Origin of the sequence: Actinopolyspora lacussalsi, from assembly GCA_030803735.1 — a bacterium.
Classification (GTDB): Bacteria; Actinomycetota; Actinomycetes; order Mycobacteriales; family Pseudonocardiaceae; genus Actinopolyspora; species Actinopolyspora lacussalsi.
This window is the reverse complement of the sequence record JAURUC010000001.1, coordinates 3,410,059-3,426,706: the sequence shown is the minus strand read 5'-3', so window position 1 is coordinate 3,426,706 and position 16,648 is coordinate 3,410,059. Positions and strand designations below refer to the sequence as shown.

Here is a 16,648-nt window from a genome sequence, read left to right as displayed (position 1 = left end):
CAACGGATCGAGACGGAAGGAGGGGCGTCCGGTGAGTGCCAGGGAATGGCTGGACAAGGATTTCTACGCCGAACTGGGCGTCTCCTCCGACGCTTCGGCCGACGACATCAAGAAGGCGTACCGGAAGCTGGCCAGGGAGAACCATCCCGACGCCAATCCGGGTGACACCAAGGCCGAGAACAAGTTCAAGGCCGTTTCCGAGGCCTACGGCGTGCTCTCCGATCCGGAGAAACGCAAACAGTACGACGAGGCCCGCAGGCTGTTCGCCTCCGGAGGCGGCGGCCAGGGTGGCTTCGGCGGCTTCGGCGGCGGCTTCGGTGGCCAGCCCGGTGGTGCGGGTGGCCCCGGCTTCGACGTCGGTGACCTGTTCGGTGGCCCCGGTGGCCAGGCCGGTGGCGGGATCGGCGATCTGTTCGGTGGCCTGTTCGGCAACCGCAGAGGTGGTGCCGGCACGGCCAGCAGAGCGAGCAGAGGGTCCGATGTGGAGACCGAGGTCCGCATCGACTTCACCGAGGCGGTGAAGGGCGCGACCGTCCCGTTGCGCCTTTCCAGCCCCACCACGTGCTCCACCTGCCACGGCTCCGGTGCCCGGCCGGGTACCAGTCCCCGGAAGTGCTCGACCTGCTCGGGGCAGGGAGCGGTCACCCGCAACCAGGGCGCGTTCGCGTTCAGCGAGCCGTGCCCGGACTGCCGCGGTCGTGGCAGGGTCGTCGACAACCCCTGCCAGGAGTGCCGCGGCGAGGGCGTCAGCACCAGGACCAGGACGCTGACCGTGCGGATCCCGCAGGGCGTCTCCGACGGGCAGCGAATCCGGTTGGCGCATCAGGGTGAGCCCGGCCGCAACGGTGGCAACTCGGGCGACCTCTACGTCGTCGTGCACGTCAATTCGCACCAGGTGTTCGGCAGGTCGGGGCACGATCTCACGATCACCGTGCCGGTGACCTTCCCCGAACTGGCGTTGGGCGCTACGTTGACCGTGCCGACTCTGGAGAGCAAGGTGTCCGTGAAGGTGCCCGCGGGCACCAACAGCGGCCGTACCCTCCGGGTGCGCGGCAAGGGCATCGGCAGGAAGGACGGCAGCAGCGGGGATCTGCTGGTGACGTTGCAGGTGGCCGTTCCGAACAAGTTGGACGGCAAGGCCGCCGAGGCGTTGCGGTCCTACGCGGAGGCGACGGAGCAGCACGACCCCAGAGCCGAGCTGAACGAGCTGGTCCGGAGGGCGGAATGACCGCGCGTGAGTCTCCAGCGGAATCCGGCGGTATGGCCGGATTCCCGCCAGGTGCGTCCGAGGACACCCCGGTTTTCGTGATATCCGTGGCAGCGGAGCTGTCCGGGCTGCACGCCCAGACGCTGCGCAGCTACGACCGGCTCGGCCTGGTTTCGCCGGGCCGGACCCCCGCGGGTGGTCGGCGTTACTCCGCGCGCGACATCGCGGTGCTCCGCGAGGTGCAGCGGCTCTCCCAGGAGGAGGGCGTGAACCTCGCGGGCATCAAGCGCATCATCGAGCTGGAGAACCAGGTCGACGCACTGCGCGACAAGATCAAGGAACTCTCCGAGGAGGTCGCCGCTGCCTACGCGGCCGCCGAGCAGGCCGCCGCACGGGTGCACGCCTCCTACCGGCGCGACCTGGTGCCGGTGCGGCAGGAGACGGCGCTGGTGGTCTGGAAGCCGGAGCGGCGCAGGCGCTGACCGTCGACGACCTCGCGGCTGACGGTTTCGCGGCTCGCCTCGGTAAGCTCACCGAGCCGCGAGGCCGTCAGGAGCACTGCGTGAACACCTCGGCACGGCTGAACTCGCCCGCTTTCAGATCCTGCTCGCCGATGGTGAAGTACAGGCTGCCCATGTCCCCCCAGCACCAGTCCATCCGGTCGTCGGTATCCAGCTGGGCCAGCAGGAGGTCCTCGCCGGAAGGGGAGAACACGGAGCCCTGCACCAGGTTCGGCCAACCGCCGATCAAGTGATCCTGCTGGTTGTCCAAGCCGTGTATCTCCTCGTACGCGTCCACGTACTTCTCGCTCACTTCACCGCCATCCCGCTCGTCCTCGAACGGGTTGGGAATGGTGAGGACGGTTTTTCCGTACAGCGCCCGTTCACGATGACGCTGCACGCTTCTGGGAGGAGTACTCCGCACCGCCGTTTCCGGGTCGGCGAGTACGACCCGACAGCTCTCGTATTCGCCCGCCGCCACCGAGTCGCCGGACAGCGGGTTCTCGACGTAGAACAGGTTGAGCACCCCGTGCCGCGGTAGTGGTAGTTCGGGGTTGAGTGGTGCGATGGTGGTGAGGTCGAGCACGGCGAGCAGTTCGAGCGGTGTGGCCTCGTAGTGCGGCCATGCGGTGTCCGGTGGTAGTAGTGCGTCGCCGCCGAAGCGGGAGACCCCCAGTGGTGCTCCCGCTTCGCTGTCGGTGCTGAGCGCGAGGGAGGTGGCGGCCTGGGCCGTGATGCGTTCGGCCTCGGTGGTGCCCACGTGTTCGGTCAGGGTGTGTCGGACGCGCTCGCGTTGTTGTTCGATTCCGGACATGCGCGCACTCTCGCACCGACCCCCGACAACGGGCCGGTGGATCACCCGCCGCGTCGCGAGCCGGTTAGTCGCACTGGAGCATCAACCAGGTCCGGCCGAAGTCCGCCGCACGCAGGTCCGCTTTGTTGATCATGTAGTACAACGTTCCGGTGTGGCCCCATTCCCAATTCATGGTGCTGTCGCTGTCGAACTGCGCGAGCACGAACCAGTCGTCGGGATTCGCCTCGATGTGCTCGACCTTCGACGGTGCGGTGTCCGGGACGGTAGCTGCGGCCATCCGCCGCATCCGTTCCCACATGGTCTCCTGGATCGGTATCGGCCAGCCACCGATTTGGTGCAGTGCGCGAAACTCCCCCGCGTAGCCCGTCTCGTCGTACAGCGCCTCGTAGGCGTCCTGATATCGCTGCGGTGCGTTTTCCGGAAGCACGCCGAGCACGTCCTGTTCGCACGGAATCGTGAATACGGAACGAGCCCGCGGTCGGCGGCACGGATAGCGGTGGACTCCGTCGGGCGGTGACGCCGTCACGGCGGTGTCCGGGTCGGCCCTGATCACTCGGTAAGTACCGGTTTCCTCCGGTCCGAGCCCCACCAGCTCCGTGTCCGAGCCCGGGTGGAAGAAGTTCAGCAGGCCGGTTGTCGGCAGGATGCCGGACGGTTCGCGCTCACCGATCTCGGCGAGGTCCAGCACCGCCACCAGTTCCAGCGGTGTGGCTTCGTCGTAGCGGGGCCAGGGTGTTCCCGGCGGCAACGACGCATCGCCGCCGAACCGGGAGCGCGCCAACGGATCACCGTGCCGCGTGTTGACACTGAGCTCCAGAGCAGCGCTGCCCGACGCCGTGATCCGTTCGGTCTCGTCCTCGTCGAGGTGCTCGCGCAGCGTCCGCGCGATGCGCTCCCGCTGCTGTTCCAGGTCGGTCATGGTCCTGTTCCCCTGTCGGTCAGCAGCACTGCATTTCCAGCCGGACGCGGCTGAAGTCGCCGGCTTTCAGGTCCCGCTCGTCGATGAGGAAGTAGAGGCTGCCGCAGTCGCCCCACATCCACTTCATCCGGTCGTCGCTGTCCAGCTGGGCGAGTAGACGCTCCTCGCCGGAACTCCCCAGTACCGAGCCCTGGATCAGATCCGGCCAGCCACCGATCCGATGCGAGGGCCCGACCTCCTCGTCGCGGAGCTCTCGGTAGCCGTCGAGCAGCTCGTCCGGCAGCTCTCCCGCCTCGTTCGGAGGCAGGTCCTCCAAATCCGGGACGCTGAGGAGGGGGCGGCCGTGCAGCGCTCGTTCGCGGTGGCGGGTCGTTCCCTCCGGTGGCGAGGTCCGCACCGCTGTATCGGGGTGGGCGTGTATCACCCGCCAACCGTCCGAATCCCCCGGATCGAGCCCGGTCACTAATTGCTCGGCAGGGGCGTAGTAGAGGTTGAGCACCCCGTGCCGCGGTAGTGGTAGTTCGGGGTTGAGTGGTGCGATGGTGGTGAGGTCGAGCACGGCGAGCAGTTCGAGTGCTCTCGATTCGTGTTCCGGCCATGCGGTGTCCGGTGGTAGTAGTGCGTCGCCGCCGAAGCGGGAGACCCCCAGTGGTGCTCCCGCTTCGCTGTCGGTGCTGAGCGCGAGGGAGGTGGCGGCCTGGGCCGTGATGCGTTCGGCCTCGGTGGTGCCCACGTGTTCGGTCAGGGTGTGTCGGACGCGCTCGCGTTGTTGTTCGATTCCGGACATGCGCGCACTCTCGCACCGACCCCCGACAACGGGCCGGTGGATCACCCGCCGCCGCGTCCTGGGAATCCCGCGAGCACTCAGTCCAGAGTGAACGGATCGTAGTGGATCCGTTCCAGCGGGGTGCCCGCCACCATCATGCCGGAGACCGTGTTCCGGATCATTTCCGGCGAGCCGCTGACCAGCACGTCGTGATCCTGCCACGCGCCGTAGCGGGTCACGGCCTCCGCCAGCGTGCCGTGCTCGGCTCCCTGGGCGGAGGGATCGTTCTCCAGCACCGGGATCACCTTCAGCCACGGGTTGCTCATGGCGACCTGCCGCAGGTTGCGCAGCTCGTACAGGTCATCCCGGGTTCTTCCTCCGTAGAACAGGTGGACCTCGGGGTTGTTGCCGTACTGCGCCAGGTCCTGGATGATCGATCGCATCGGCGCCAGCCCGGTGCCGCCCGCGAGCATCACAACGTCGCGCTCGGAGTCACGATCCACGCCGAGCCTGCCCATCGGGGAGCCCATGCGCCACTGGTCGCCGAGCTGGGCGTGTCCCACGATGGCACGGCTCACCCAACCCGTCGGCACGGCACGTACGTGGAACTCCATCGTGCCGTCATCGGAGGGTGGGTTGGCCGGTGACAGGTAGCGCCACAGCCTGGGGCGCTGCGGCACCTCGACGCTGACGTACTGGCCCGGCTGATACGGCACGGGATGTTCCGGTCTGATGCGCACCATGGCGACGTCCCAGCTCAGCCGTTCGTGCTGTACGACCTCGCCGTTGTACCAGGCGGGACCGTCGTCCTTGGATGCCGCGTCGGTCATGGTCGTGGCCATCACCGCGTAGGCCTCGCCCCACGCCCGTTCCACGGCATCGTTCCAGGCGTCGCCCGCGTACTTCTTGATCGCTGCCAGCAGCGCGGTTCCGACCGCCTCGTAGTGCTCGGCGACCACGCCGAACTTGCGATGGTCCCTGCCGAGCTGCTGCAGGAACGGGGTGAGCTCGTCCGGCCGGTCCACCATCTGCACCACGTGCACCAGCGCACGCAGCAGCCTGCTCCGCTGTACTTCCATGTTCACCGGGAACAGTTCCCGAGTGGCGGGAGCCAGACTGAACAGCATGCTGTAGAAGAACCGCGACACGTCCTCGGCTTGCGGTTCCACCACGGCCCAGCTGTCCCGGATCAGCCGAACCGTGTCGTTCACGTCGGTCGGGCGCTCGCGATCAGCTGAACCGCCGGGGCGCTCGGAGTGTAAAGCGGCGTTGGCTGTCATGGTTCGGGCGATTCTCTCCACATAGGCGGCCGTGTCGGTCCGGCACGGTGTCCGTATACCTGGTATCCGTATACATGTCCCCCGACTGTCCGAAACTCTAACCCCTTTTTGGGCTTGTGTGACCCTTGATGCCACCTTCGAGTGGTTGTTTAATACTCATCGTCATGAGAGCTCACACACTCGTGTTCAATCCGTTTTGACCCACTTGCATCCATATCGCGGCGTGACACGGTGAGGCGCGTGATCGCGGACTGGTTACCTTCCCCCGAATCCCGCCGTCCCACCGGCATGGCGACGGCGGATCTGTTGGAGCTCGAACTCGCGGATTCGTCACCGAGCGTTTCCGAACGGACGCGCACCGAGTCGTCCTCCGGTGGGCGGAACCGCTACGACGACGGTCCGACGCGGCCCCAACTGCGTCCCGTTCGTCCCTTTCAGTCCACTTCGGACTCCACGGCCGAATCGCGGCGGCCGGAGGATCCCTTCGCACCGAACGAGCGGAGCGCCATGCCCGGCTCGGCGGGTGAGCACCTGCTGCAGAGCGCCTACGAGACCGAGCGCCGTGCCCACAAGTTCTACAACGACCAGGTGCTCGATCACCTCAACGAGCGGATGAAGGAGTTCATCGTCTCGATGAGCATGGCCTTCATCGCCACCGCGGACGGACACGGCGAGTGCGACTCCAGCCTCCGGGCAGGCCCCAAGGGATTCATCGAGGTGCTGGGGGACCGCCACGTGGCCTATCCCGAGTACCGGGGCAACGGAGTCATGGCGAGTCTGGGAAACATCAGCGAGAACCCGCACGTCGGTATCCTGCTGATCGATTTCGTCGACGAGCTGATCGGGCTGCACGTCAACGGCAAGGCCAGGATCCTGGAGGACTCCGACCTCAGAGCCATCCACCCCGGGCTCCGCTCGGATTTCGAACGTGGCCGCAAACCGGAACGTTGGGTGGTCGTGCAGGTCGAGGAAGCCTACATCCACTGCCGCAAGCACATCCCGCGAATGGCTCCCGTGTCGCGGGAACGCTCGTGGGGGACCGACGACGTCAAGCGCAAGGGCGGGGACTACTTCGCGGCGAAGGGAACGGCACGCCCCTGGCACGAAACGCAACCCCAACACGACTGAGCACCGGGTGTCAGCTCGATTTGCGTGGTGGTGCGGGTGGCGGAACCTCCCGCACGGCTCTCGCTCCGGGGTCGGAGACATCGGGTAGGTACTACACAACGTCTCCGACGTCCTCGCGGGAGCCGCACGGGAGAACCCGCGGGTGGCCGGGTCGCGTTGGTGGTTGTTTCGGCGCTGCCGCGCCGAAGACGTGGTTGGTTCCTCCGCCCTGCCGTGCACCGATGGTGCTCTCGTTCATCGGAGGAGGCCGACCCGTCGTATGTCGAGGACCGCCCTGCCCGCGCCCGGTACGACACCGTCACACTGGGGACGTCGGCGATGGGAGGGCGAGCTCGTGACCGAGGACATTCCGGACGGGGCAGGCGAGGTGGCCTCCGAGTCGTGGGGTTCGGCCGGCACCGAGCGCGAACAGGCGGCTGCCGAGGTCGAGCGTGAACTCGCCATGATGTTCCGCCGTGCCCGCAAGATGTCGTTGGAGGTGGCCGCCGAGGTCCACCCCGAGCTCGACCCCGCCTCCTACAGCCTGTTGCTCATGGTCGCCGACGCGGGTTCCATGCGTGCCATCGAGATGGCCGAACGCATCGGTCTGGACAAGTCCACCGTCAGCAGGCAGATAGCCAACCTGGAGCGGTTGGATCTGCTGCGCCGCGCCCCCGACCCCCAGGACGGCAGGGCCAGGCTGATCCAGCTCTCCGAGTCCGGCAGGCAACGACTGGACGGGGCGCGGCAGCGTCGTTCCCGCCATCTGCGGGAGGACTTCGTGCAGTGGTCCAACGACGATCTGCACCAGTTCGCGAGGCTGCTCGGCAAGCTCAACGCGATGTACTGAGCGAGGTTTCCCACCGCGTTTTCCGCCCGCGCCGTCGGAATACCCGGCCCGCGGGATCTCCCGCCCGGACTCGCGTGGTGGTTGAGTTCTCCGCGCCACGCCGGATGCCCCGGCCGGAGGACGTGACGGAAGCCCCGCGCCGCGAAAATCCGCTCAGGCCGGGACGTGTCGCCCGATTGATCCCGAAAGGGTGATTTTCGCAGCTCACTTCGGGAGGGGCCAGTTCCCCCGAATCTCCCGCGGGCCGCGAGGTAGCGCAGTCAAGCCGGTCGCCCTGGACGCAAAGAACGCCCGAGGCGCTTGCTGACCGGGCGAATTTAGTAACCCGGCGTTGTACTGCTCGATGGTCCGCTGCATGTGCTCATCGCCGCAGGCCGTGAGGAACCGGTGGCCGTCCAGCCGTGGATCGAGGAGTGGAGCACTGAGGAACCCCGCGTGAAAGCGTACGGCTCGGAGCCGTCAGCGCTTACCGTGCCGCACCAGTCGCACAGTTCACTCACGCCTCCAGTCCTCTTCGCCGCCTGGTCAGCTGGCTTGAGGGACGGGGCCGGGGTCGATGGACATCAAGATCCGGACCAGTGCCTCGTCGCCCCTTGGGCTGCGCTGAGCTCGCGGCCGGGGGCGGAGCCGACCCGGTTCGGGCCGCCGAGCTCCAGGGCGGCCCGGCGGAGCCAGTCGGTGTTGACCGGTGCCCGCGGATTCTCCGAGCGGCCCTGGTCTACGTGAACACGCTCATGCTCCAAGACGTGCTCACGGCCGACGGATGGGTCCTGACCGGCGCGGGCCGACCCCTCTGTTCCGGTCGCACTCCTGCCCTACGGCGAAGTGAAGCTGAACACGGATGCCCGCTTGCACCTCGGCGACGCCACCGGTTGATCCGGGGTACCGTGCCGAGGTCGTTTCTCACGCGCGGATCTGTCGGCTTCCGGCGGGACACTGCTGTCCACATGCCTGGCCACTCCACGAGGAGTTCCTCATGAGCGAACCGATTCGCCCGTCCCAAACCGCCGTGCTGGACGAGCCGGTGGACGCCATCGGCGTCACCGCGGGTGATCACTGCGTCGAGCGCGTGATCGCGGCCCGGACGCTGCGTGCGATCGCCGGCGACCTGCCGCGCGGGGGTGATGCGTCCACCATCCGTGGCGAGATCGCCGACTGGCTGCGCCAGCGCGCCAACGTCATCACCCACGGGCAGTGGTCCGTCTGAGTTCGGCGGGCCCAGCCTGTGCTGATTGCCGGGGGCATCCAAGCACGGGGCACGGCGTCGAGGAATGTGGGCGTGCTCTCGTGGGCACGCCCTTCTACGGGAGTTACAGAAGTTCTGTGGCGGAAGGGAGGTCGTGATGGCCCGGGACGAGGCGGCCGAGCAGGCGGATCGAGACGGGCGCGTCGATTCGAGGTCCCGCTCGGGCGGGGAGGCCGACTGGCCGTCGCAGATCCCGGCCCGGGGCTGGCACCAAATTCTGGTGCGCGCGTGGAAGGCCGGTAGTGCCGACAACATCTACATGCTGGCCGGCAGCGTCGCGTTCTTCGCGTTCCTCGCGATCTTTCCCTCGTTGATCGCGCTGCTCACGGTCTTCGGGCTGGTCGCCGATCCGGCACAGGCCACGCGCCAGATCGGCGAGTACACCTCGTCGTTGCCGCAGGAGTCTCAGCGGCTGGTCAACGAGCAGCTCGCCTCGGTGGCCCGGGGCCACGGTGGACAATTGGGTTTCGGGTTGGTCGTCTCGCTCCTCATCGCGCTCTGGCTGGCCTCGACGGGGACGCGGAACCTGATCAGTGCGGTCAATCTCGCCTACGGTGAGAAGGAGAGCCGCGGCTTTCTCAAGCTGGAGGCTCTCGCGGTCGGGCTCACTCTGTGCGGGGGTGTGTTCGTGCTGCTGGCGTTGGCGCTGGTCGCGGTCGCCCCGGCAGTCCTGGATGGTTTCGACATCGGCCCCGTGGGCCTGATCATGGCGCAGGTGGTGCGCTGGCTCCTGCTCGTCGCTTTGATCGTGGTGGCGCTCGCGGTCGCCTATCGCGTAGCGCCCGATCGGGTCGCACCGCGTTTCCGCTGGGTCAGTATCGGCTCGATCACCGCGACCGGGCTGTGGCTCCTCGGCAGTATCTTGTTCAACCTGTACATCACCAACTTCGGCAGCTACAATAAGATCTACGGGGCGCTTACCGGAGTGATCGTGCTGCTGCTGTGGCTCTATCTCACCAGCTACGTCGTGCTTCTGGGCGCAGAGATCAATGTCGAATCCGAACGACAAACCGACCGAGACACCACCCGCGGCACCCCACAAACCAACGATCACCGCAGTGCCAGCCCCGCCCACACGGGACCTGCCGAGCAGGAGCACTCCGCGGCCCGCGACGATGACGAAGTCCGGGGCTGACTCCACGGTCAGGTCGGAAGGCACCGGGACGAACCTCGAGCAGGATTTCTGTACTCGATGCTGTAGGCCTCGTGTCGTGGTCTGACGAGCTGGCTCGCGATGTGAACACACTCCGCTGGAACGAGGCCACCGCTTACCGCGAGCACCCCGATCGGGCCTGAATTGTCGTGACCGGCATGCCGCTGTCGGCCCCTCTCTCCCTCGCACTGACGCCGAAGAGCTGAGGTGGATGCTGGAACGCATCGAAGTCGTTGATCCCGACTGTACCGCCGAGCTTGCCTGGCGACCCGAGATGCTGCACCCCTTAAACCCGGGTACTCGGTCGCCGACCCTCTCGCCGACCCAGCCTTGGCCGCGGGCCTCGCCGAATTCGCGGGCGCCGTCACCAACCGGGTGTGCGCGTCGCCATGATCCCCGCCGCACGCTCCGCGCCAGGTACGTGCTGATCCACGTCCTCGAGGAGGGGTGCCCATCCCGACGCTGATGAGCGAGTCCGGACACCTCTCGATCCGCGTCCTGTCGCGCTATGCCCGGCCGTCGGTCGACGTGCTGGACGGGTGGCACGCCGAGCGTGATGCGGCCGTCCAGGAGGTGGGCGCGCGATGACCCACGAGGACGGCCCCGCGCTCACGGCCAGCGGCGGCCGGTTCCGGCGGCAGTCGGCGGGGGCGCCGGGCTGGGACGGTGAAGCGGACGCGTGGCTCGCCGGTAAGGCTCGTGGCGGTGATCTCGACGCTTTTGAAGTGCTCATTGGTCGTCATCGCGGCCGGATCTATCGGATCGCGCTGCGCATGCTCGGCAACTACCACGATGCCGAGGACGTCGCGCAAGAGGTGATCATTCAGTTGTGGACGGCGCTGACGAGTTTCGCCGGCGCCAGCGCGTTCACCACGTGGCTGTATCGCATCGTGGTGAACCGGTGTTGGAACGCTCAGCGCCGTCAACTGCGCACCAGTCCGCTGGACGAGCGGAACGTGCCCCCGGCCGCGGCGGGGCCGGAAGACACCGCGGTCGCTCGCCAACACGTCCACGCCGTGTTCGAGGTGATGGCTGCTCTTCCTGTCGAGCAACGGGGTGTGCTGGTGTTGTACCAGTTGGAAGGACTGAGTTATCGAGAGACCGCCGCGGTCTTGGGCATCACCGAAGCCGCGGTGCGAAGCCGGCTCTTGCGAGCCCGGAGAATGTTGGTGAACCAGTTGAAGGGTTGGACATGATCTTTGATTCCGGGCCTGCCCGGTCCGGCACTCGACTGGTGTGCGGCGCGGTTACCGAAGACCTCCTCGAGCAGATCGCCGACGGCCATGCCGTACAGCGCACCTCCCATCAGGCCGGCTGTCCGCATTGCCAGGCCGTCCTGGTCGAGTCGGCTGTCTGTGGTCCCCAGTCCGGGAGGCCGCCAACGAGCCGGTGCGGGCCCCGAATCGATCCTGCGGACCGCGCTGGGGCGCATCCGTGGGAGACCCGGACCACCCCACCCCGGCGTGTTGGACAGCGGTCTCGGCCAGCCCCGAGTCGCCGCCCGCGCTCACGTTGCGGTCGCGCGGCGGGTTCGTGCCGTGGCCGGACTGGAACCCGTGAGCATCACCGTCGTCATTGACGACGTGTTCGCCAGCAGGGTGGCCTGACCGTAGGTGGGCTCAAAAGGCGTACCGGAGTTGGCGGTACGGCCACTCGTAAACGGTGTCCCCACAGCACGCGACCGGCGTGGCGTCAGCGGTCGACACTCGGAGTCGGGCCTGCTCCTCGTCCCTGACCCACTGTGATGTCATCCATCCGGGGGATTCTCAAAGAATCTAGCGGTGGGGGCGCGAGGAATCGGTGCGCGCCAGTGTCCTACAGGAACAAGCATCATCACTCCTCGGGCGCACCACTGCGGCCGAGACCAGGCGATCTCGAAGGAGCCCCACAGCGATGAGTACCCCCACCGGTGAACAGAAGACTCAGCAGAGCCAGGACACCACCTCCGGCACGGCGTCCCGCAGCCCCGCGGTCTCGGACAGCGCGCAGCTGGATAACACCCAGGGCAGGACCACCGTCGCCGACGTGGTCGTGTCGAAGATCGCCGGGATGGCCGCCCACGACGTGAGCGGAGTCCACGGCTTCGGCGGCGGCGCCTCCCGCGCGTGGGGTGCGATGCGGGAGCGCATCCCGGGCGCGCGGTCCTCGACCAGCCAGGGTGTGACGGTCGAGGTAGGCGAGAAGCAGGCCGCGATCGATGTGGTCATCGTCGTCGAGTACGGCGTGTCGATCGTGGAACTGGCCCGCGGGATCCGCCGCAACGTCATCAGCGCGGTCGAGCAGATGACCGGGCTGGAGGTGGTCGAAGTCAACATCGACGTCACCGATCTACACCTGCCCGACGAGGACGGCAACCACCCCTCGCAGCCCACGCGCGTGGAATGAGCGTCGATCCCGCCTGCCGCCGGGGCGAGGCCCCCAGCGGGCAGAACGTCGACCGGCGGGTCGCGGCGATCGCCGCCGCTGTGGCGGCGTGTCCGCTGGTGGCTCGTCCGCACAGCGGCCGATACGGCCAAGTCGCCACCTATCTGCCCGGGCGCCGGGTGCCGGGGGTCCGGCTCACCGACACCGAACTGGTGATCCACGTCGCCGCCCGCTATCCCGCCACCATGACCGCAGTCGCCGGCCAGGTCCGCGACGCCGTCGCGGACCTGGCCGGCGGTCTCCCGGTCGCGGTGGCCATCGACGATCTGGAACTACCCGACGAGACCACTGGTTTGCCGGGCGGTCCGGACAAGGAGTTGTGATCATGAACGCCACCATCATCGGCCTGGCCGTGGGACTCGTGCTCGGTCTGACTGCCGCCTTCGGCGGTTTCCTCGCCTTCATCATCGTGGCACTGTTCGGCGCCGCCGGGTTCCTGGTCGGACGCTTCCTCGACGGCCAACTCGACCTCTCCCGCCTCTCCGGGGCCGCCCAGGGGCGGGGGCCGCGATGACCGCTGGCGCGGCGGGGGAGACGACCGACCGCACCGCACCCCTGTCTGCCGCCGCTTCCGCCTCGGTGGGCTCCGCACCAGCCGGCCGGCCCACGCCCGCGCACCACGGGCACGCGCCACCGGAGGAGCGGGGCGTGACCACCCTGCACGACCGGGTTGTCGAACGGATGGCGGCCCGGATCGTCGGCGAGGTCGACCAGGTCGGGGGCGCCGCTCACCGCGTGCTCGGCGTGAGCACCGGAGGTGACGAGGCCGAACAGATTCCCCAGGTCACGGCCGAGGTACACGGCAGGGTGTGTGCGCTGCGGGTGCGGCTGTCGGTCGACTATCCGGCCCCGGTCGCCCAGGTCACCGACCACGTGCGGCGCGTATTGATCGACCGGCTCGCCGAACTCGCTGACGTCCGGGTCCGCACCGTCGACATCACCGTGACCGCGCTGCGCCCACCCCGCCCCGCCCGCCGGGAGATTCGATGATCCGCCGTTCCCGCCGCAGCCTGTCCGCCACGCTGGCCGCGCTCGTGCTGCTGGCAGCCGCGGTACTCGTGAGTATCGCCAGCATCCAGCATCTCTCCGGACACCCCCCGATCGTGTCGACCACCACCCTGGCCGCGGACGTGCTGGGCCGAACCTGGGACGACCCGATCGTGGTCACCACCGGTGTGCTCGCCGTGCTACTCGGGCTCATCCTGCTCGTCGCCGGGCTGCTGCCCGGAAAGCCCACCGTCCTGCCGCTAGCCAACGATCCGGCAGGAACCGGGGCGGAGCACACCGATGCCGGAGTCTCCCGCCGCACCTTGGGTAAGGACCTGACGACCACCGCCGCCGCGGCCGACGGGGTCAGCTCCGCCGCACTGACCGTGGGCCGCCGTCGCATCACCGCCACCGTGCGCACCCCCGGTGCCGACACCCGCGAGATCGGTGAGCAGGTCCGCGCTCTGCTCACCGACCGGCTCGCCGAGATCGTCCCAGTACGCACACCGACAGTGCGCGTCAAGGTCACCGCGGACAGGAGGAGCCGATGACCAGCCCCAACCGGCCCGCCCGGCTCAACCGCGCCCTGCTGGCCATCGCCGGTGCCGTACTGCTCGCCGCTGGCGCGTTCGTCCTGGCCACCGGGTTCGGGCTGCTGCCCTTGCTCGCAGGCGACGGCCCCATCCTGTCGGCCACACCGCGGCTGGCCGGATGGATGCCCTGGGTCGCCGCCGCGACCAGCATCATCATCGGGCTGCTGTGCCTACGCTGGCTGCTCGCCCAAACCCTGCGTCGCGCCCACACCGGCACCTGGCAACTCAGCACCACCCCCCGCCGCGGCAGCACCCACCTCGATGCCGACACCGCCGCCACACCACTGGTCGACGAGATCGAAACCTATCCCGGGGTGCGCACAGCCCGTGCCCGCCTTGCCGGCGACCGCAGTCACCCCATCCTGCATCTCGTCGTCTCCACCGAAGACCGCGCCGACATAGGCCGGCTGCGCCACCACATCGACACCGAAGCCCTCCCCCGGCTCCGCCAGGCCCTCGAACTCGAACACCTCCAAACCAACCTGCTGCTACGCCTCGACGACGCCCGAGGCCGCCGCACCCACTAAGGGCAGGATCGGAATACGCCAGATTCCTGCCGTATTCCGAAGACGCGGAATGCCAGTACTGCGGCACCCACCGCGTCCTCAACGTCTAACGGACCACCCGGCGACAACCCCGTCATGGTGACTGGGCGGGCGCGCATACCCCACCGAGGCCCCTGAGACATCCCCAGCTGTCCGCGCGCGAGCCCGTACGGGCAGCGCAGGGAGGGGGAGCCGCGTGCCGCAACATCCTCGGGCCGCAACACCCTCGGGCCGTGCCTGGTGGTTTAGGCGCCGGTGTCGGGATATGACTGGTTGGTGTGGTCGGCGAGTTGGTCTTCGAGGGTGATGATGCGGCAGGCCGCAGTCACCGGGGTGCCCTGGTCGACGAGTTCACGGGCGCGGGAGGCTCGACGTAGCTGGGCCCGCGAGTAGCGGCGATGCCCGCCGGTCGAGCGTTGCGGGGTGATCAGGCCGGTTTCTTCCAAGGACCGCAGAAAAGGCTGGGTCACCTCGAGAATGGCCGCGGCCGGCCCATCGTGTAGGCGGGGTAGTCGGCGTCGTCGAACTTCTCATCGGGTTCGGTGTGGTGTTGGTTCATCGATGCTCCTGGAACCCCGCAAAAACCCCCGGCGCACCAGCGGTGCGCCGGGGGAAACAGGGACTTTTCTACTCACAGCGGCCGCTGACCTGTCCAAAGGAGAGAGACGCGGCCTTCGTTACGGCGAATCGACGACCCCCTTCTCTCGCGCGGATCCCGGACGGATTCTTCGTTACCCGGGCGGGAGCACTTCCAGTCCTTGCCCGGGGCCTACCACTGCACTCACTCGCCGCGCCGATTCGTCGATGATGGCGCCTCGTATCCTACCGTCTGCTGACAGCAATACTAACAACGCCACCAACACATGTCTACACTGGTGACCACAAAAATTTCCCCCGGGCCAGATACTCGAATTTGCAGAACCCGGACAGAGCTCACCGCCATACCGGAGACACCGTCCGCGGCTGATCCGCCCGGTCCGCGGGGTCGCCCCGTCACGTACGCCTGAGCGTGCCTCTTCGGTGGTGAATACATGCCGGGACATGGTCGGCAGGACCCGCTGGAGCCGTTCGGAGGCGATCCGCCGATGCTCGAGCCGCCGATGCTCGAACTCCATCCGTGGCAGGGCCTGTACGAGGGCGGTGAGCACTTCGGCGACTCGTGGGGTGGAGGCGTGCCGCGATATTCGGGTGCGGACGTCGGTGAGCGTGACTCGTTGACCAACGGGGAGGTCGTGCAACACCACTGTCAGGTCATCCAGCACCAGTCTGAGCGTTGATCCGGTCCAGCCGTGGGTCTGGCCGAGTTACTTGGAGTGGGTTGCCGCAGCATGCGACTCGGGATTGCTTGACTGCGGCGCGGGGTATTGCCCTCACTGCGGAGGCAGGAATCGGCCGGTGCGGGGCCGAGGGGTGACGGCACGAACCTCACCGACAGTGGCGCACCATGTCAGGTGGAGTCAGCGTCGAACTACCCAAGCACATCCTCGACGAATCACCACGGGCTGCGATCCGCACCGTTGATTAACGGCCCCAGCCGCGCTTTCGGCCCCTTGTGGCGCGCTCCCCTGCCATGGCGCACGTTGAGCTTGCCGAACCGGCCCAGCTCCCGCCGAACGTCGTCCAAGTCGAACATCCGGGCCTCGTTGATCCGTAGCCCAACGTCGGCGGCCAGCCGGGCGACCGCATGGTTGCGGGCCGTCGGAGCGAACTTGCGGCAGGTCACCAGTTCCTCGCGCCATCCGGCGAACAGTTGCTCGATCTCACCTTCAGTCGGCGGGATAGCAACTGCGGCTCGACTGAGCCTCTCGGACGGTTCATCTCATCCAGCGGGCACTCGACCACCCGGCCGGTCAGGTTGTGGATCTCGACCTGATACCGCGACTCCAAGAACTGGAAGAACACCCTGAGAGCGGCCGCCCGACCGGTACGCGTCGACGGCGCGGCGCCGCGCAGAACCTTGCCGAAATAGGTATCGGCATCAGCTGGCTGCATCTCCCACAGCGGCCGGCCGGACCATGCCCGGATGAGCTCCAGGCGGTTGGTGTCATCGGTGCTGTCGACCAGCCCGGCTGAAGCTCGCGCCAGGACAAACCCGTCCAGCACACCAGTCTCGAACTCGGCGAGCTCGTCCTCACCCGCCTGCGTCCGACGCTCGCGCGGATCGCGCACCGCAGCCAGCGCCCACTCACGCCTCCTTGGCTTCATCCACACTGAAGGACTTGACTGCTCCGCCTCGCGGCCCGCGGGAGATTCGGGA

At 67.8% G+C, this 16,648-nt stretch carries 19 protein-coding genes and 2 pseudogenes; 15 read left to right on the top strand and 6 right to left on the bottom strand.

Features of this window, described 5'->3' with window-relative positions; all coding sequences use genetic code 11:
- Window positions 1-31: 31 nt before the first annotated feature.
- Window positions 32-1,228, top strand: coding sequence for a molecular chaperone DnaJ (gene dnaJ, locus J2S53_RS15375; RefSeq protein WP_092929733.1), 1,197 nt, complete (start codon window positions 32-34; stop codon window positions 1,226-1,228).
- Window positions 1,225-1,689 carry a heat shock protein transcriptional repressor HspR gene (locus tag J2S53_RS15370; protein WP_092929651.1) on the top strand — a complete coding sequence of 155 codons (465 nt, stop codon included), beginning with the start codon at window positions 1,225-1,227 and terminating at the stop codon, window positions 1,687-1,689. Before dnaJ ends, J2S53_RS15370 begins: the two co-directional genes overlap by 4 nt.
- A 67-nt stretch (window positions 1,690-1,756) precedes the next feature.
- On the opposite strand, the gene J2S53_RS15365 is transcribed toward J2S53_RS15370, so the two are convergent.
- The 4 genes from J2S53_RS15365 to J2S53_RS15350 form a co-directional block, all read right to left on the bottom strand.
- Window positions 1,757-2,521, bottom strand: a complete 765-nt coding sequence (locus J2S53_RS15365) for a YwqG family protein (protein ID WP_456241552.1) — start codon at window positions 2,519-2,521, stop codon at window positions 1,757-1,759.
- 64 nt (window positions 2,522-2,585) lie between these two features.
- A complete protein-coding gene (locus J2S53_RS15360) occupies window positions 2,586-3,440 on the bottom strand; it encodes a YwqG family protein (RefSeq protein ID WP_456241551.1) in 855 nt (284 codons plus the stop codon).
- 19 nt (window positions 3,441-3,459) lie between these two features.
- Entirely contained in the window at window positions 3,460-4,227 is a 768-nt protein-coding gene (locus tag J2S53_RS15355; protein ID WP_456241550.1) for a YwqG family protein, read from the bottom strand.
- Between the two features lie 77 nt (window positions 4,228-4,304).
- On the bottom strand, window positions 4,305-5,486 hold the full coding sequence (locus J2S53_RS15350) for an FAD-binding oxidoreductase (protein ID WP_456241549.1): 1,182 nt from the start codon (window positions 5,484-5,486) through the stop codon (window positions 4,305-4,307).
- Window positions 5,487-5,726: 240 nt separating this feature from the next.
- Here J2S53_RS15350 and J2S53_RS15345 point away from each other — a divergent pair, with 240 nt between their 5' ends.
- The 12 genes from J2S53_RS15345 to J2S53_RS15290 all read left to right on the top strand — a co-directional run bounded on the left by J2S53_RS15345 (window position 5,727) and on the right by J2S53_RS15290 (window position 14,373).
- Window positions 5,727-6,614 (top strand): pyridoxamine 5'-phosphate oxidase family protein, encoded by an 888-nt coding sequence (locus J2S53_RS15345; protein WP_456241548.1) that lies wholly within the window; start codon window positions 5,727-5,729, stop codon window positions 6,612-6,614.
- Window positions 6,615-6,873: 259 nt separating this feature from the next.
- On the top strand, window positions 6,874-7,443 hold the full coding sequence (locus tag J2S53_RS15340; protein ID WP_456241547.1) for a MarR family winged helix-turn-helix transcriptional regulator: 570 nt from the start codon (window positions 6,874-6,876) through the stop codon (window positions 7,441-7,443).
- Between the two features lie 976 nt (window positions 7,444-8,419).
- A complete protein-coding gene (locus J2S53_RS15335) occupies window positions 8,420-8,650 on the top strand; it encodes a hypothetical protein (RefSeq protein WP_456241546.1) in 231 nt (76 codons plus the stop codon).
- Between the two features lie 136 nt (window positions 8,651-8,786).
- Window positions 8,787-9,824 (top strand): YihY/virulence factor BrkB family protein, encoded by a 1,038-nt coding sequence (locus tag J2S53_RS15330; protein WP_456241545.1) that lies wholly within the window; start codon window positions 8,787-8,789, stop codon window positions 9,822-9,824.
- 465 nt (window positions 9,825-10,289) lie between these two features.
- Entirely contained in the window at window positions 10,290-10,430 is a 141-nt protein-coding gene (locus J2S53_RS15325) for a hypothetical protein (RefSeq protein ID WP_456241544.1), read from the top strand.
- Complete coding sequence (locus J2S53_RS15320) at window positions 10,427-11,038, top strand: RNA polymerase sigma factor (RefSeq protein ID WP_456241543.1); 612 nt, start codon at window positions 10,427-10,429, stop codon at window positions 11,036-11,038. The genes J2S53_RS15325 and J2S53_RS15320 overlap by 4 nt, the downstream gene beginning before the upstream one ends.
- 697 nt (window positions 11,039-11,735) lie before the next feature.
- A complete protein-coding gene (locus J2S53_RS15315; RefSeq protein WP_456241542.1) occupies window positions 11,736-12,227 on the top strand; it encodes an Asp23/Gls24 family envelope stress response protein in 492 nt (163 codons plus the stop codon).
- Window positions 12,224-12,589: a hypothetical protein gene (locus J2S53_RS15310; protein ID WP_456241541.1), complete on the top strand. Its 366-nt coding sequence runs from the start codon at window positions 12,224-12,226 to the stop codon at window positions 12,587-12,589. The genes J2S53_RS15315 and J2S53_RS15310 overlap by 4 nt, the downstream gene beginning before the upstream one ends.
- 2 nt (window positions 12,590-12,591) lie before the next feature.
- On the top strand, window positions 12,592-12,780 hold the full coding sequence (locus J2S53_RS15305) for a DUF2273 domain-containing protein (RefSeq protein WP_456241540.1): 189 nt from the start codon (window positions 12,592-12,594) through the stop codon (window positions 12,778-12,780).
- A 134-nt stretch (window positions 12,781-12,914) separates the two neighbouring features.
- On the top strand, window positions 12,915-13,256 hold the full coding sequence (locus J2S53_RS15300; protein WP_456241539.1) for an Asp23/Gls24 family envelope stress response protein: 342 nt from the start codon (window positions 12,915-12,917) through the stop codon (window positions 13,254-13,256).
- On the top strand, window positions 13,253-13,804 hold the full coding sequence (locus J2S53_RS15295) for a DUF6286 domain-containing protein (protein ID WP_456241538.1): 552 nt from the start codon (window positions 13,253-13,255) through the stop codon (window positions 13,802-13,804). The genes J2S53_RS15300 and J2S53_RS15295 overlap by 4 nt, the downstream gene beginning before the upstream one ends.
- Window positions 13,801-14,373 carry an alkaline shock response membrane anchor protein AmaP gene (locus J2S53_RS15290; protein WP_456241537.1) on the top strand — a complete coding sequence of 191 codons (573 nt, stop codon included), beginning with the start codon at window positions 13,801-13,803 and terminating at the stop codon, window positions 14,371-14,373. Before J2S53_RS15295 ends, J2S53_RS15290 begins: the two co-directional genes overlap by 4 nt.
- 263 nt (window positions 14,374-14,636) lie before the next feature.
- On the opposite strand, the pseudogene J2S53_RS15285 reads toward J2S53_RS15290, so the two are convergent.
- Window positions 14,637-14,950: pseudogene (locus J2S53_RS15285) on the bottom strand (helix-turn-helix domain-containing protein).
- A 472-nt stretch (window positions 14,951-15,422) separates the two neighbouring features.
- On the opposite strand from J2S53_RS15285, the gene J2S53_RS15280 reads away from it, so the two are divergent.
- The gene (locus J2S53_RS15280) at window positions 15,423-15,668 is read left to right on the top strand and encodes a hypothetical protein (RefSeq protein WP_456241536.1); all 246 of its coding nucleotides are present in this window, start codon (window positions 15,423-15,425) and stop codon (window positions 15,666-15,668) included.
- A 224-nt stretch (window positions 15,669-15,892) separates the two neighbouring features.
- Here the strand turns inward: J2S53_RS15280 and J2S53_RS15275 are convergent.
- A pseudogene (locus tag J2S53_RS15275) lies at window positions 15,893-16,596 on the bottom strand (site-specific integrase); the annotation flags it as partial.
- Between the last annotated feature and the right edge of the window lie 52 nt (window positions 16,597-16,648).

What these genes read in the sequence shown, in the direction of transcription:
- J2S53_RS15280 (WP_456241536.1), top strand. Translation starts at nt 15,423, where the DNA reads ATGCCGGGACATGGTCGGCAGGACCCGCTGGAGCCGTTCGGAGGCGAT.
- J2S53_RS15335 (WP_456241546.1), top strand. Translation starts at nt 8,420, where the DNA reads ATGAGCGAACCGATTCGCCCGTCCCAAACCGCCGTGCTGGACGAGCCG.
- J2S53_RS15360 (WP_456241551.1), bottom strand. Translation starts at nt 3,440, where the DNA reads ATGACCGACCTGGAACAGCAGCGGGAGCGCATCGCGCGGACGCTGCGC.
- J2S53_RS15370 (WP_092929651.1), top strand. Translation starts at nt 1,225, where the DNA reads ATGACCGCGCGTGAGTCTCCAGCGGAATCCGGCGGTATGGCCGGATTC.
- J2S53_RS15330 (WP_456241545.1), top strand. Translation starts at nt 8,787, where the DNA reads ATGGCCCGGGACGAGGCGGCCGAGCAGGCGGATCGAGACGGGCGCGTC.
- J2S53_RS15305 (WP_456241540.1), top strand. Translation starts at nt 12,592, where the DNA reads ATGAACGCCACCATCATCGGCCTGGCCGTGGGACTCGTGCTCGGTCTG.
- J2S53_RS15355 (WP_456241550.1), bottom strand. Translation starts at nt 4,227, where the DNA reads ATGTCCGGAATCGAACAACAACGCGAGCGCGTCCGACACACCCTGACC.
- J2S53_RS15315 (WP_456241542.1), top strand. Translation starts at nt 11,736, where the DNA reads ATGAGTACCCCCACCGGTGAACAGAAGACTCAGCAGAGCCAGGACACC.
- J2S53_RS15365 (WP_456241552.1), bottom strand. Translation starts at nt 2,521, where the DNA reads ATGTCCGGAATCGAACAACAACGCGAGCGCGTCCGACACACCCTGACC.
- J2S53_RS15290 (WP_456241537.1), top strand. Translation starts at nt 13,801, where the DNA reads ATGACCAGCCCCAACCGGCCCGCCCGGCTCAACCGCGCCCTGCTGGCC.
- J2S53_RS15350 (WP_456241549.1), bottom strand. Translation starts at nt 5,486, where the DNA reads ATGACAGCCAACGCCGCTTTACACTCCGAGCGCCCCGGCGGTTCAGCT.
- J2S53_RS15320 (WP_456241543.1), top strand. Translation starts at nt 10,427, where the DNA reads ATGACCCACGAGGACGGCCCCGCGCTCACGGCCAGCGGCGGCCGGTTC.
- J2S53_RS15310 (WP_456241541.1), top strand. Translation starts at nt 12,224, where the DNA reads ATGAGCGTCGATCCCGCCTGCCGCCGGGGCGAGGCCCCCAGCGGGCAG.
- J2S53_RS15340 (WP_456241547.1), top strand. Translation starts at nt 6,874, where the DNA reads ATGTCGAGGACCGCCCTGCCCGCGCCCGGTACGACACCGTCACACTGG.
- J2S53_RS15295 (WP_456241538.1), top strand. Translation starts at nt 13,253, where the DNA reads ATGATCCGCCGTTCCCGCCGCAGCCTGTCCGCCACGCTGGCCGCGCTC.